At 69.3% G+C, this 13638-nt stretch carries 12 protein-coding genes; 6 read left to right on the top strand and 6 right to left on the bottom strand.

Annotation, left to right across the window (positions count from 1 at the left end):
- Positions 1-23: 23 nt before the first annotated feature.
- The 3 genes from ACY8FT_RS10750 to ACY8FT_RS10740 form a co-directional block, all read right to left on the bottom strand.
- Entirely contained in the window at positions 24-587 is a 564-nt protein-coding gene (locus ACY8FT_RS10750) for a hypothetical protein (RefSeq protein WP_462418887.1), read from the bottom strand.
- A gap of 298 nt (positions 588-885) precedes the next feature.
- Positions 886-1620 carry a DUF6318 family protein gene (locus ACY8FT_RS10745; protein WP_462418886.1) on the bottom strand — a complete coding sequence of 245 codons (735 nt, stop codon included), beginning with the start codon at positions 1618-1620 and terminating at the stop codon, positions 886-888.
- Positions 1621-1729: 109 nt separating this feature from the next.
- The gene (locus tag ACY8FT_RS10740) at positions 1730-2191 is read right to left on the bottom strand and encodes a GNAT family N-acetyltransferase (RefSeq protein ID WP_462418885.1); all 462 of its coding nucleotides are present in this window, start codon (positions 2189-2191) and stop codon (positions 1730-1732) included.
- Between the two features lie 155 nt (positions 2192-2346).
- On the opposite strand from ACY8FT_RS10740, the gene ACY8FT_RS10735 reads away from it, so the two are divergent.
- Positions 2347-3870, top strand: coding sequence for an HNH endonuclease signature motif containing protein (locus tag ACY8FT_RS10735; RefSeq protein WP_462418884.1), 1524 nt, complete (start codon positions 2347-2349; stop codon positions 3868-3870).
- A 98-nt stretch (positions 3871-3968) separates the two neighbouring features.
- Here the strand turns inward: ACY8FT_RS10735 and paaN are convergent, their stop codons facing one another.
- Complete coding sequence (gene paaN / locus ACY8FT_RS10730; RefSeq protein ID WP_462418883.1) at positions 3969-5717, bottom strand: phenylacetic acid degradation protein PaaN; 1749 nt, start codon at positions 5715-5717, stop codon at positions 3969-3971.
- Between the two features lie 53 nt (positions 5718-5770).
- Between paaN and ACY8FT_RS10725 the strand changes: the two genes are divergently transcribed.
- The 3 genes from ACY8FT_RS10725 to paaK all read left to right on the top strand — a co-directional run bounded on the left by ACY8FT_RS10725 (position 5771) and on the right by paaK (position 9186).
- A complete protein-coding gene (locus tag ACY8FT_RS10725; protein ID WP_462418882.1) occupies positions 5771-7021 on the top strand; it encodes a 3-hydroxyacyl-CoA dehydrogenase NAD-binding domain-containing protein in 1251 nt (416 codons plus the stop codon).
- A gap of 44 nt (positions 7022-7065) precedes the next feature.
- On the top strand, positions 7066-7614 hold the full coding sequence (locus ACY8FT_RS10720; RefSeq protein WP_462418881.1) for a hotdog fold thioesterase: 549 nt from the start codon (positions 7066-7068) through the stop codon (positions 7612-7614).
- Between the two features lie 234 nt (positions 7615-7848).
- A complete protein-coding gene (gene paaK / locus ACY8FT_RS10715) occupies positions 7849-9186 on the top strand; it encodes a phenylacetate--CoA ligase PaaK (RefSeq protein WP_462418880.1) in 1338 nt (445 codons plus the stop codon).
- 207 nt (positions 9187-9393) lie between these two features.
- Here the strand turns inward: paaK and ACY8FT_RS10710 are convergent, their stop codons facing one another.
- A complete protein-coding gene (locus tag ACY8FT_RS10710) occupies positions 9394-10347 on the bottom strand; it encodes a hypothetical protein (RefSeq protein ID WP_462418879.1) in 954 nt (317 codons plus the stop codon).
- A complete protein-coding gene (locus ACY8FT_RS10705) occupies positions 10347-10766 on the bottom strand; it encodes a GntR family transcriptional regulator (protein ID WP_462418878.1) in 420 nt (139 codons plus the stop codon). Before ACY8FT_RS10705 ends, ACY8FT_RS10710 begins: the two co-directional genes overlap by 1 nt.
- 265 nt (positions 10767-11031) lie before the next feature.
- Between ACY8FT_RS10705 and ACY8FT_RS10700 the strand changes: the two genes are divergently transcribed.
- Positions 11032-12468, top strand: coding sequence for a cytochrome ubiquinol oxidase subunit I (locus ACY8FT_RS10700; RefSeq protein ID WP_462418877.1), 1437 nt, complete (start codon positions 11032-11034; stop codon positions 12466-12468).
- A gap of 34 nt (positions 12469-12502) precedes the next feature.
- Positions 12503-13630: a cytochrome d ubiquinol oxidase subunit II gene (gene cydB / locus ACY8FT_RS10695; protein WP_462418876.1), complete on the top strand. Its 1128-nt coding sequence runs from the start codon at positions 12503-12505 to the stop codon at positions 13628-13630.
- Positions 13631-13638: the final 8 nt, after the last annotated feature.

Below are 13638 nucleotides of genomic sequence, written 5' to 3'. Positions count from 1 at the left end.
GCGAGGGCAGGGTTGACGCTCGGTCACTCCGGCGGAGCGACGAGCTCTGTGGTCAGCTCCGACGGGGTCAGGGTGAGTGGCTCCCCCTCGACCTCCACCTCGAGGCCGAGCGGGTGCCACTCCCCGCCGTCGAGCTGGTAGCGCCCCGTGTAGATGGCGGTGATCCTCGGCTTCACCGGGTCCGTCGAGGTGTAGGTGTGCGTGATCTCCCCGTCGGGATAGGTGTTGCCGGTGTCCGTCGTCGGGCCCTTGGTGGTGCCGTCGCCGAAGTCGTAGGTCACGGACTTCAGCTCCGGCATGATCTGCAGGTCGTGGCCGAGCATCTCCTCGGGGGCAACGGCTCGGAGCTCGTACGGCTCGTAGCCCTCCTGGGCGAATCCGGTCATGAAGTACACCGGCTTGTTGACCAGGGGATCGGTGCGAGGAGGGTCCCACTCGGGAACGGGCGCCGCGAACTTCGTGACCTTGAAGGCCTTCGCGATGCGCTCGTCGGCGACCTGCCCGGATCGGGCGGGGAGGGCTGCGGGGAAGCAGGTCACGTCGAGGTGCTCCCACCACTGGACCTCGGTGTCGTCCTCGGTGCGCATGACCCGACGGGAGATGTCCATCAAGGGGCCGTCACCCGGGTGGCCCTTGCACCCCTCGGCAGCCCTTGTGCACATGTCGCCCTCCGAAGGACCGGGCGGATATCCACAAGCCGGCTGGGCCGTGTACTCGTAGTACAGCGTGGGCGGATCCTTGGGGCGGGGCGGTTTGGAGTTCGGGGGGAATTCGTCGGCGAGGTCTTTGACTTCTTGCTCGCGTAGCCCCAAAACAAAGCCGTCATCACCCTCGTCGCAATACCCCTCCCACCCACACTCATCACCTGTAGCGAAGAGGAAGAGATCAATAAGCACTGGCGCCCCCGTGGGACCCATCACCACGCACGGGCATATCGGTCACAACCCACCCATCTCGGTATTCAAGAGTGGGGATGAAACCGGTGACCCCATCGGGGGACATAGATTGCACGACCGCACCCTGCCGATCAACAATGTCGTATGACAATTGCTGGAACCTAACCGAGGCTTCATACTTCCCATCGCCCAGGGGGCGAATATCCACATCACGGACTCGCACGGCAGGTGAAGCCGCATGTTCCCCCGTGGACTCAGCTTCCGCGAACTGCTTGATCCAGCGCCCACATGTCTTGCACCCATCACCAGAGTGCTCATCGAGGATCCCAGCAGCAGGATGCTCAAAGAGATGGGCCCACGTCTCCACATACCAGAGCGCGAAAGCCTCCGCGCCGGCTTCGGAGTTCTCCTTCGCCACGGCAGGCATCTTCGGCAGCCCGGGGTCCTCGGCCTCACCGCCGGACGCCTCGGACGAGGACCCGCGACCTGCCGACGGCGACGCCTCCTGGCTAGCCGAGGACGATGCCCCCGAGGGTGCCGTCGACTCCGACCGAGCGGGCGAGGAGCCCCCTTCCGTACCACTCTCCACGGGAGACGAGGCCCCTTCGGGCCTGCTCGACTCCTCCGCATCCGCAGCACACGCACTCACCGACAGCGCACCCACCAACGTGAGCGCAGACAGCTTGATCCACGACCGAACAGACACCCTGACCCGCCTCGTCATCCATGACCGACCCCGACATGGGCACCATGGCACGGACCCGAACCCGTCGGTCGAGGTTCTCCACAGGCTCCGGTAAAGACTTGCTCAAGAAATCAGGGAAGTCGGCGTTTCATCCCGACGTGCGTGGCCTCGTGCCCCAGTCGCTCGTAGAAGCGGTGCGCATCGCGCCGTGAACGATCCGACGTGAGCTGCACCATGCTCGCGCTCCTACGGGCCCCCAGGCGTGCGCCCAGCGCATCATCACGGCACCCAGGCCCCCACCGCGCTCACCTTCGGCGATCCGAACCCCTTCGATCTGCAACCGCAGCAGACCACCTCGCGACAGCCCCGGGACCAGCGTCAGCTGCATGGTGCCCACCACTGAGCCTCCTGCCGAACGGACGACGGCGAGGAAGTGCGCCGGATCGGCATCGATGGCCCGGAACGCCGACACATAGGGCGCCATGTCATCCCCCTCGCGCGTGGCCCCCAGGGGGTCATCGCACAGGAGGGCGACGATGGCCGACACGTCCTCGAGCACGGCGCGATCGACGCGATAGCCGGGCGGGAGATGGGGCAGATCACTGGGCATGGCACCCATTGTCGCGACCTGTCCACAGCGTGGGCACGCTTGACCCCCGCCTCCTCACATAGTTCACACGTTCTAGCTTTGTTGACACCGATATAGATCATGTGTACTATCTTGATCGCGGGGAAGGAACTGGCGCAAGCGGGGAGGGGGGCCCGATGACCACGGCGATGCGGGAGATGACGGCGCCCGACGCTGCTCTGTCCGAGCTGGCAACCGCCTTCGCCGCAGCCCAGGCGGCCACGGACGAGGTGATGCGGGGCATCGCCGCGTTGGGCGCCCAGGGCCCTGCGCTGGATCGCGAGGGGCTCACATGGCTGGTCGAACAGAGCAAGGTGCTGGCCAATCGAGGTGACCGCATCCGGAGTCGCAGCATGGACGTGGTGCGGTCGGCGCGGGAGTCGGGCCGGGCCGTGCACACCGACGACGGGCAGTTCGCGGGGCGCGCCTCACGCTCGGACGGCTGGGACACCGGCCGCGATCAGAAGCTGGCCGAGGCACTCGGCAACGCGACCCCTTCGACGGGGACGCCCGGCCCGGATCACCCGGTGGGAACGAACACCACCGGCCCTCGCGAGGGTGAGGAAGTCGGTGTGCGCTGCCCCTTGACGGCAGCCGCGGCTGATCGAGGACTGATCAGCGAGCGCCATGCCCTGATCATCGTGGGGGAGATGGAGGACCTGCCGGAGAGCCTCACACCCGCCGAGCGGGCACGTGTGGAGCACCACCTGGTGGAGCTGGCGAAGCGTCGCTCCCCCAGCAGCCTGCGCCCGGCAGCCCGGCGTGCGCTCGAGGTGCTGGGACTGGACCGTCAGCAGGTCGACGAGCACGAGAACGAGCAGGTCCTCGCGGAGGAGACGGCTGCCCTCGACAAGGCGTCGTTCTGGATGAAGGACAACGAGGACGGCACCTGGTTCGGCCAGTTCGTCCTGCCGGAGCTGCAGGCGCACATGCTGAAGAAGGCCGTCGAGAGCCTGAGCTCCCCGCGTCGTCGGGCAAGTGGAGCAGCGATGGTCGATGGGGCCGAGGCCTCCTCGACCTCCGCTCCGGCACCCGCACCGGCACTGGCGGGCACGGGCCGCAGGCACCGCGAGCTCGATCGCCGCAACGAGCAGGGCAAGGCCCTGGCGACGCTGGTCGACCACCTGCCCGGTGACCGACTCGGCTCCAAGTCCAACGTGATCCTGTTGGTGCGCACCGAGCTCGAGACCCTCCGTGGCGAGACCGATCGCGCAGGCGTGACGGACTCGGGCGCGTCCGTCTCGGCCCAGCAGGTGCGGCGCCTGGCCAGTCAGGCCGGCATCATCCCGGCGGTGATGGGCGGAGCGGGGCAGCTGCTCGACCTGGGCCAGCAGCGCCGGTGCTACTCCGAGGTGCAGAGATCGGCGCTGGCCCTGCGGTACTCGCAGTGCGCAGAGGAAGCGTGCGACCGGCCGTTCGCCTGGACCGAGATCCACCACGCCGACCCGTGGGCTCCCGTCCGAGGGCCCGACGGGCAGACGTGGCACCCAGGCGGAGGGGGAACAGACCTGCAGAACGGGATCCCACTGTGCGGCCAGCACCACCGGTTGCTGGACGACCCACGCAGGACGCACACGATCGAGAGGAACGAGGACGGAGTGGCCACGGTGCGCTTCACCTGGCGGACGGACCACTCACGATGGCGGGGGCAGGGGGCGTGATGAGAAGTCAGCCGGACGTGACGAGCCCGCCACCGGACGGTGCCGGCAGCGGGCTCGGTGTGCACCGTCCGAGACGGAACGGCGCGCACGGAAGGGGCTCAGACGTGGCGACGCGTGGTGACCACCCGGAAGCGGTTGCTGACGAACGCGGCGTCGGCGTAAGCCGCATTCGCAGCGGGGTTCGCACCCGTGCCGTGGAAGTCGCTGAACGCAGCCGTCTGGTTCACGAAGATCTGACCCGTGAGGTTCTCGCTGAGCGCCACACCTGCGTCGGCGGCGGCCTCGCGGGAGTCTGCCAGGACGTTCTCGTCGGTGGAGTACACCGCCATGGTCATGGCGCCGTGCTCCTGGATGGTCTCCGTGGCGATCTGCAGCGACTGCTCTGTCGACTCGGTCCGGATGACGAACACCACCGGGCCGAAGCATTCCTGGGTGTAGGCGTCCCGCTTGTCGGCGTCGAGCAGGATGATGCCCGGGGTCCGGACCACGGCGTCGGGGAACTTCGGGTGCTCCACCTCGCGCGGAGCCAGGACGACCTCGCCACCCAGGCGCTCGGCCAGCCCGGAGAAGTCGTTGGCACGGGCACGGACGTCCTCGTTGACCGTGGCACCCAGGACCTCGACGGCCTTGGCGTCCTCCTTGTTGAACGCGGTGATGGCCTTGCCGAGGGACTGCGCGAACTCCTCGGCGGTCAGCTCGCCGTCCGGCGTGCTGATGCCGGTGGACTTGGCGTAGACGTTCTGCGGCGCGGTGCACATCTGGCCCGAGTAGAGCGAGAACGAGAACGCCAGGTTGCCCGTGGAGGCCCGCAGGTCCGAGAAGGAGTCCACGACCACCGTGTTGATGCCGGCCTTCTCGGTGTAGACCAGCTTGCCGGCGGCCACGGCCTCGGTCTCCAGCCAGTGGCCGAAGCCCGGACCACCCGTGTAGTCGATGATCTTCACAGCCGGGTCCAGGGCGAGGTCCTTGGCCAGGGTGCCGCCCTTGTCCTCGGGAGCGAGCTGCACCAGGGCGGGGTCGAAACCGGCCTCGGCGAGCACCTCACGGGCCACCTCGACGGTGATGGCCAGCGGCAGGACGGCCATCGGGTGCGGCTTGACGACCACGGCGTTGCCCGTCGCGAGGCTCGCGAAGATGCCCGGGTAGGCGTTCCAGGTGGGGAACGTGTTGCAGCCGATCACCAGACCGACACCACGACCGATGACGCGGTAGTCCTTCTGCATGCGGATGGGCTCACCCTTGGCCGGCTTCTCCCAGACGACCGACTCGGGGACCTTGCGCTGCTCGGCAAGGGCGACGGTGACGGCCTCGAGGGCCCGGTCCATGGCGTGCGGACCGCCAGCCTGAAAGGCCATGACGAAGGGCTGGCCCGAGGTGTGCATGACCGCGTGCGCCATCTCGAAGCCGCGCGCGGCGATGCGGTCGATGATCTCGACGGAGACCGCGGCACGGGCCTCGGGACCGGCGTCGCGCCAGGCCTTCTGCGCGGACACTGCGGCGTCCATGGCGGCCACGACGTCGAGCTGCGGGTAGCCAACCCCAAGCTCCGGCCCGTACGGGGACTTCTCCGAGCCGACCCACTCACCGGTGGAGGGCTGCGAGGTGAGCGACTCGAAGCGCTGCCCCAGCGTGGCCTCGTGGGCCTTCAGACCATTCGGCGCCGCGTCCTCCCCGTGGACCTTGGGCGACGGGGACTCGGGGTAACGGCTGTAGAACGAGCGCGACTCCAGCGCCGACAGGGCCTCGGACAGGACCTCGCGGTGCTTCTCCACCAGGGCCCCGGCCGCCTCGGGGACCTTCGGCGGAGTGGTCGAGTGGCTCGGTGCGGACGCGGTGGTGTCAGTCATGCCGACAGAGTAGTGATCCGCGTCGCACCGATCGAGCCTGATCTACTGACCCCATGAGCGAGGTGCACATGACCGAGACCCAGGAGACCCCCACCCGACTGGCACCGGTGGCCGTGATCGGCGCCGGTTCGATGGGTGCCGGCATCGCCCAGGTGGCAGCCCAGGCAGGGCACGAGGTGCACCTGGTGGACGTCCGCGAAGGCACTGCGGCAGCCGCCGTGGAGAAGCTCGGCGCCACGCTGGACAAGCTGGCTGGCAAGGGCAAGGTCACGCAGGAGGAGGCCGACCGGGCCCGAGCCCTCCTGACCGTGGGGCCCGCCGCGGACGGGGACCTGTCGGCACTTCCCCCGGTGGGCCTGGTGATCGAGGCCGCCGTCGAGCGCCTGGACGTGAAGCAGCAGATCTTCCGCACGCTCGGCGAGAACCAGCCCGGTGACACGCTGCTGGCCAGCAACACCTCCAGCCTGGACATCGCGTCCATCGCCGAGGGGGTGGACACTCCCGGCCGCGTGATCGGGCTGCACTTCTTCAACCCGCCGCCCCTGATGCGACTCGTCGAGGTGATCGCAGGGCGGAACTCGGACGGCGACGCACTCGACCGCGCCACCGATCTGATGCGCGCCTGGGGCAAGATGCCCGTCCGGTGCAGCTCGACGCCCGGGTTCATCGTCAACCGCGTCGCCCGACCGTTCTATGGGGAGGCGCAGCGGATGGCCCAGCGCGGCTCGGCGAGCCCGGCGGACCTGGACCTCGCCCTGACGCAGTACGCAGGCTTCGCGATGGGCCCCTTCCGGCTCACCGACCTCATCGGTCAGGACGTGAACTACGCGGTCGGGGAGAGCGTCTGGGAGCAGACCGACCGCGACCCCCGGTACGAGCCGACCGCCTTCCAGGACGATCTGGTCAAGGACGGGGCCCTGGGGCGCAAGGCTGGCCGCGGTGTGTACACCTACGACGCCGACGGTCGCCCCACGGACGCCGAGGGGGACGAGTTCTCCGCCCGCGCCCTGGCGACCGGCCCGGTGGAGACGAACGTCGTGGCGCGCACGCTGTCGATGCTGGTCAACGAGGCCGTCGACTTGGTGCACCGCGGCGAGGCCACCCGGGAGGACGTCGACACCGCGATGAAGCTGGGGACGAACTACCCCAAGGGCCCGTTCGAGTGGCTCGAGGAGCTGGGCGCCCCCACCGTGCTCGAGAACCTCCGCGTCATGGACGCCGCCTATCCGGGTGGGCGCTACCGGCCCAGCGAGGCCCTGGTGGCGATGGTCGACGGCGAGGAAGGAGACGGGGGCGGGCGCTGACCCCCTCCCACACGAGCATGACGAGCGCGACAGGAGACCACCACATGACCTGGCACGACGGACTGCGCAGCACGGCGACCGACGGGACGGACCTCTCCCACGTCCGGACGATGTGGGAGACCGACGACGCGTCGTCCCACATGGGGATCGAGGTGCTGGACGTCGACCGCGTCGACGGACTCGGGCGCTGCGTCGCCCGCATGACCGTCGGGGACCAGATGGTCAACGGCCACGGCACCACCCACGGCGGCATGGTGTTCGTCTTCTGCGACAGCGTGTTCGCACTCACCTGCAACACCAGCGGAACGACCTGTGTGGCTGCCCACTGCGACATCGACTTCCTGGCGCCGACCAAGCTGGGCGACGTGCTCGTCGGGGTCGGGACCGAACGGTTCACCTGGGGACGCAGCGGGATGACCGACGTCGTCGTGCACAAGGCACCCGAGGGTGCCCTGGACAGCGACGGCAGCGTGCAGCCGTCCGCCGCGGACATCTCGGCAGGTGGGCAGACCGCGCTCACGGCCGCAGACGTCGCCGACTGGCCGGTGGTCGCGGTGTTCACCGGCCGGAGTCGCGCGCTGCCCAAGCGGTGAGGGGCGCGTCGCGCGCGGGGTGAGTGGCTTCGTCATGCCCACCCCGACCAGGGGAGCCCGGGGCGCGTCGCGCGCGGGGTGAGGGCACCTGGGGACACGAACCGTCCGGATCGCCGAGCGACCGCACCCCCACCGCCACACACTGGGCACCTCGGCTGCCCGACATCTCGGCTCCCCAACATCCCCGATGTGGCGGCTTCACCATCAGGCTGTGGCTGGGGGCACACTGGGCGGATGAGCACCGAGCGCGACCAGCAGCCGACCCTGCCCACCGTCGACTCCCGACCGAACCTCTACGACGACGCCGAGACATGGTCGGTCGACCGGCTGCGGGAGCACCAGCTCGAGCGACTCCAGTGGTCCGTGCGCCACGCCTACGAGAACGTCCCCCACTACCGACAGGCTCTCGACGGAGTCGGGGCCACGCCGGACGACATCCGGGAGCTCTCGGACCTCGCGAAGCTGCCCTTCACGTCCAAGGCCGAGCTGCGGGAGAACTACCCCTTCGGCATGTTCGCCGTCCCCCGCGAGGAGGTCGTCCGCGTCCACGCGTCCTCGGGCACCACCGGCCGCCCCACCGTCGTCGGGTACACCAAGCAGGACATCGAGACCTGGTCCACCGTGATGGCCCGCTCCATCCGGGCCGCCGGCGGCCGCCCCGGCGACCTGCTGCAGGTGAGCTACGGCTACGGCCTGTTCACCGGCGGCCTGGGGGCCCACTACGGGGCCGAGCACCTCGGCTGCACCGTCGTGCCCATGTCCGGCGGCCAGACCGAGAAGCAGATCCAGCTCATCCAGGACTTCCAGCCCCGCGTCATCATGGTCACACCCAGCTACTTCCTGGCCGTGCTGGACCAGATGGAGCTCATGGGGATCGACCCCCGCGAGACCTCGCTGGAGATCGGCGTGTTCGGCGCCGAGCCGTGGACCGAGGCGATGCGCCGCGAGATCGAGCAGCGCGCCGGCATGCACGGCACCGACATCTTCGGCCTGTCCGAGGTGATGGGCCCGGGCGTCGCCCAGGAGTGCGTCGAGACCAAGGACGGCCTGCACATCTGGGAGGACCACTTCTACCCCGAGGTGGTCAACCCGCTCACCGGTGAGCCGGTCAAGGACGGACAGGTGGGCGAGCTGGTCTTCACCTCGCTGAGCAAGCAGGCGATGCCGGTTCTGCGCTACCGCACCCGCGACCTCACCAAGCTGCTGCCGGGCACCGCCCGCCCCGGCATGCGCCGCATGGAGAAGGTCACCGGCCGCACCGACGACCTGATGATCGTGCGCGGCGTGAATGTCTACCCGACGCAGATCGAGGAGATCGTCCTGGCGATCGACGGCCTGAGCCCGCACTTCCAGTGCGTGCTGACCCGCCCGGGGCGGATGGACGAGCTCACGATCAACATCGAGGCCCAGCCGGACGTGCAGGAGCACCAGTACGACCACCTGGCGTCCGTGGTGTCGCACGAGGTGAAGAACCGGATCGGCACCACGGCCAAGGTCGTGGTCGGTGGCACCGGGACGATCGAGCGGTCGGTCGGCAAGGCGCGGCGGATCCTGGACAAGCGCAACGGCTGAGGGGGTCGAGGCAGCGCGGCGGCGGCTCGGGAGGCCACGGCTCGGGGCGGTCAGAACAGCCCCAGCGCGAGAGCGGCAGCGATCTGAGAGAGGGACGGGGGCCGAGGCAACCGACGAGGGCAGGCCCCATGCCATCGTTCTCGCCGCACACAGCGGCGTGCCAGGCCAGCCCCGGGCTACCGCCTGCCAGTCGTCCGGGCCGTCGAGTCACCTGGTGCTCGACGCGACCCCCTCCCCGTGCTCGGCCCGCCGCGCCATGCCCTGCCTGGTCCGCTGCGCCATGCCCTGTTCAGCCTCCCGGGCGACGAGGCCGTTGACCAGGGCGGCGAGCTCCTCGGCACGCCGGGTGCCGACGACGAGCACCTCCTGCCCGGTGAGCCGGAGCATGACCGCCTGTGGTGCCGGACGCATCCACCGGCGGCGTGGCCCCGTGCCGCCCTCGGACCACAGGACGCCCTCGTCAGTGGAGACGAACTCGGCGTCACGGATCGGTACGGCCTCCAGCACGGCAGCCAGCGGCACGGCCTCCCGCACGTCACGCCCCCACCAGGCCACCACGCGCACTCCCCGTGCCGAGACACGCAAGGAGGTCGTGCTCCGGTCGAGCTGGAGCACGAGCGCCCAGACACCCATCACCAGGGCCATCGCGGCTGACAGCACGACGGCGAACACGCCGTCCGCGACGACCACCAGCCAGACGAACACGGCCACCACCGCCAGCCCCAGCCAGCCCGACCACCCCAGCAGGGGCAGAGGGCGCTCGGTCCACAGCACCCGCTCGTCCGGTCCCAGGCGGGTGGCCTCCAGGTCGGAGGCCGGAGGCCGTACCGGATCGGCCTCCGGCGGCCCAGCCACCGGCCACCGACGCCGCGCCCACGCGGTGGCCACGAGGGCTGCGACGCTGGCGAGTGGGAAGGCGAGGTGGAAGACCGCCCGCCCGTCCGACGGGTCGACCCCACGGGAGGAGAACCACGCGTCCGGCGCGAGCACCACGGCCACGAAGGGCAGGTAGACGGCGACGAACGCGATGACACCGACGAGCCCCGACAGCCGGTGGTGGGCGCGATGGGGCGGCGCCGTCCGCCACCGGACGAGGGCGACCACCACGACGACGGCGCCCACGGCGAGCAGGAACAGGATCCAGGTGAGGTCGCCGCTCATCAGACAGTTCCCCCACTCGGCTCGATGCCCTGCATGATGGCTCGGGCACCCGTTCCCGCATTCGCTCCGCCGACCTCGCGCACGAACCGTGCGGCCTCCTCCTGCGCGACCCCGAGCCGCCTCGCCTCGGCGACGAAGGTGGCCGCCATGGCACCGAGGTGGGAGACACCCGCCTGCCGAGCATCCATGACCACCACGGCACCGCGCCCTCTTCGCATCTCGATGACGCCCTGCTCGACGAGCTCGCGGTAGCCCCGCAGCACGGTGTGCATGTTGATCTCGAGCTCCCCGGCCAGCTCACGGGCCGAGGGGAGGCGGTCCCCCGCCTCGACCTCACCCTCTGCGACCGCGCGACGGACCGCGGTGGCCACCTGGGCGAAGAGCGGCTCGTCCGCCGACGGATCGATCCTCCAGAGCATGCGACCAGGCTAGCAGCACTGATCTACTTGAGATAGAACAATGCAGCGCTCGACCGCCCCCCTCAGGAGGGCCGGCGAGGCGCCACACCCCCCTGAGCCCCTCTCCCCCTCAGCGATCCCCTTAACACGAAGATACCCCGGCGTCTCGCCGCTCAGGCAAAGCTTCACTACAGAGTGTCGTAGAGTGGGTCGCGTCAGGGGCGCTGGCAGGGGACTCGCAGACACACAAGGGCGCCCGGGTTCACCTCGCTGCTTGGGAGCACGCATGGACGCACTCGAACTGGCCAGGTGGCAGTTCGGCATCACGACCGTCTACCACTACTTCTTCGTCCCGATCACGATCGGGCTGAGCTTCGTCGTCGCACTGATGCAGACCATCTGGATGCGCACACGCAACGAGGACTGGCTCCGCCTGAGCAAGTTCTTCGGCAAGCTCTTCACCATCAACTTCGCCCTGGGCCTGGTCACCGGCATCGTGCAGGAGTTCCAGTTCGGCATGAACTGGTCGGACTACTCCCGCTTCGTCGGCGACATCTTCGGCGCCCCGCTCGCGATCGAGGCCCTGCTCGCCTTCTTCCTGGAGTCGACCTTCCTGGGCCTGTGGCTGTTCGGCTGGGGACGCATCCCGGAGAAGCTGCACAACGCGGCCATCTGGCTGGTGCACATCGGCACCCTGCTGAGCGCCTACTTCATCCTGGCCGCCAACTCGTTCATGCAGAACCCGGTCGGCTACACGAACAACCCGGAGACCGGTCGCGCCGAGCTGACCAACTTCTGGGCCGTGCTCACCAACCCGGTGCAGCTCGTGACCTTCCCCCACGTCGCCACCGCCGCCTACATGACCGGCGCCGGCCTGGTGGTCGCCGTGGCCGGCTGGCACCTGTGGCGCAAGAAGTTCCCCGCCGACCAGGCCATGTACCGCAAGGGCACCCGCCTGGGCGCCTGGATCATGCTCGTCTCGGCCCTCGGAGTGGCCGTGACCGGTGACATCCAGGGCAAGATCATGACCGACGTGCAGCCGATGAAGATGGCCGCGGCCGAGGGGCTCTACGAGTCCGACTCCGACTGCGCCGACTTCTCGATCCTCACCGTCGGCACCCCCGACGGGCAGAGCGAGAAGTTCGCCATCACCGTGCCCTGCGTCCTGAGCTTCCTGGCCACCGGCGACTTCAACGGCGAGGTCAAGGGCATCGACGAGCTCAAGGAGATCTACGCCGCGGAGTACGGCGACTCCGGCGACCCACTGCTCGAAGTGCGCGACTACACGCCCAACATCATGGTCACGTACTGGTCCTTCCGCTGGATGATCGGCACCGGCATGGCCGGCGCTGCGGCCGCCGCTGCCATCCTCTGGGCCACCCGCGGCAACCGGACCCTGCACAGCAAGTGGTGGTTCCCCGCCATCCTGCTGGCCCTGTTCGGCCCCCTGCTGGGCAACAGCTTCGGCTGGATCTTCACCGAGATGGGCCGCCAGCCCTGGGTGGTCTTCGGCCTCATGAACACCGAGGACGGCGTCTCCCCCGGCGTGAGCGCCGCGGAGGTGCTCACCTCGATGCTGGTCTTCACCCTGCTGTACGGCCTGCTCGCACTGATCGAGGTGAAGCTCATGCTGCGTTACGCCTCGGCCGGCGCCGAGCACGTCGACACCGAGAAGGCGCAGCAGCAGACCGCCGACGACGAACCGCACGTGTTCGCCTACTGAGCCCGCGCGAGACTGAGAGAGACACGGAATCGTCATGGATCTGTCCATCATCTGGTTCGTCCTGATCGCCGTCCTGTGGATCGGCTACTTCGTCCTGGAGGGCTTCGACTACGGCGTCGGCATGCTGGTGCCCGTCCTGGGCCGCGACGCCGACCCGGCCACCGCCGAGCGCAGGCGCCGCACCGTCATCAACACCATCGGCCCCCACTGGGACGGCAACGAGGTGTGGCTGCTCACCGCCGGTGGCGCGACCTTCGCGGCCTTCCCGCACTGGTACGCCACCCTGTTCTCCGGCTTCTACCTGCCGCTGCTGATCATCCTGGTGGGCCTCATCCTGCGCGGCATGGCGCTGGAGTACCGCCACAAGGAGGACTCCGACTCCTGGCGCTCCCGCTGGGACCTGGCGCTGGTCGTCGGCTCGTTCATCCCGGCCCTGCTGTGGGGTGTGGCGTTCACCAACATCGTGGTGGGCGTGCCGATCGACGCCGACATGGAGTACACCGGCACCCTGCTGACGCTGCTCAACCCGCTGGCGCTGCTGGGCGGCCTGGCCACGCTGACGGTCTTCCTCACCCACGGCGCCCTGTTCGTGGCGCTGAAGACCACCGGCGAGGTGCGGCACGACGCCCGGTCGATGGCCCTGAAGGTCGGCCTCGTGGCCGCGGTGCTGACGGTCGCCTGGACCGTGCTGGTGATGCTGGCGACGGGTGACCTCGCGTCCTGGGTCGTGCTCGCGCTCGGCCTGCTGTCCTTCGTGGCGGCGCTGGTGCTCATCGGGACCGCGCCGCGGTGGAAGGGCCGGGAGGAGGCCGCGCACGACGCGCAGCACGCCGCGCTGGGTGGCCGGGAGAAGGGCGCCTTCTGGTGCAGCTTCCTGGCCATCGCCCTGGTGGTGGCCTCGCTGTTCATCGCCCTCTTCCCCGACGTGATGCCCTCCAGCACCGACGCCGCGTTCTCGCTGACGCACCAGAACGCCTCGGCCACGGACTACACGCTCGGCATCATGACCGTGGTGGCCGTGGTGCTCACGCCGATCGTGCTGCTGTACCAGGGCTACACCTACTGGGTGTTCCGCCGCCGCATCAGCACGGCCAACATCCCTGACGCCGAGGACTACGGCACCGAGGCGACCAGCCACCTGGCCACCCACCGCGAGGTGTGACGATCACC

Source organism: Kytococcus sp. Marseille-QA3725, from assembly GCF_054950055.1.
This window is presented reverse-complemented; position numbering and strand designations above follow the sequence as displayed.

Excerpts from the sequence above, each read along its gene's own strand:
- ACY8FT_RS10750 (WP_462418887.1), bottom strand. The coding sequence starts at position 587 with ATGCGCACCGAGGACGACACCGAGGTCCAGTGGTGGGAGCACCTCGAC.
- ACY8FT_RS10745 (WP_462418886.1), bottom strand. The coding sequence starts at position 1,620 with ATGACGAGGCGGGTCAGGGTGTCTGTTCGGTCGTGGATCAAGCTGTCT.
- ACY8FT_RS10740 (WP_462418885.1), bottom strand. The coding sequence starts at position 2,191 with ATGCCCAGTGATCTGCCCCATCTCCCGCCCGGCTATCGCGTCGATCGC.
- ACY8FT_RS10735 (WP_462418884.1), top strand. The coding sequence starts at position 2,347 with ATGACCACGGCGATGCGGGAGATGACGGCGCCCGACGCTGCTCTGTCC.
- paaN (WP_462418883.1), bottom strand. The coding sequence starts at position 5,717 with ATGACTGACACCACCGCGTCCGCACCGAGCCACTCGACCACTCCGCCG.
- ACY8FT_RS10725 (WP_462418882.1), top strand. The coding sequence starts at position 5,771 with ATGAGCGAGGTGCACATGACCGAGACCCAGGAGACCCCCACCCGACTG.
- ACY8FT_RS10720 (WP_462418881.1), top strand. The coding sequence starts at position 7,066 with ATGACCTGGCACGACGGACTGCGCAGCACGGCGACCGACGGGACGGAC.
- paaK (WP_462418880.1), top strand. The coding sequence starts at position 7,849 with ATGAGCACCGAGCGCGACCAGCAGCCGACCCTGCCCACCGTCGACTCC.
- ACY8FT_RS10710 (WP_462418879.1), bottom strand. The coding sequence starts at position 10,347 with ATGAGCGGCGACCTCACCTGGATCCTGTTCCTGCTCGCCGTGGGCGCC.
- ACY8FT_RS10705 (WP_462418878.1), bottom strand. The coding sequence starts at position 10,766 with ATGCTCTGGAGGATCGATCCGTCGGCGGACGAGCCGCTCTTCGCCCAG.
- ACY8FT_RS10700 (WP_462418877.1), top strand. The coding sequence starts at position 11,032 with ATGGACGCACTCGAACTGGCCAGGTGGCAGTTCGGCATCACGACCGTC.
- cydB (WP_462418876.1), top strand. The coding sequence starts at position 12,503 with ATGGATCTGTCCATCATCTGGTTCGTCCTGATCGCCGTCCTGTGGATC.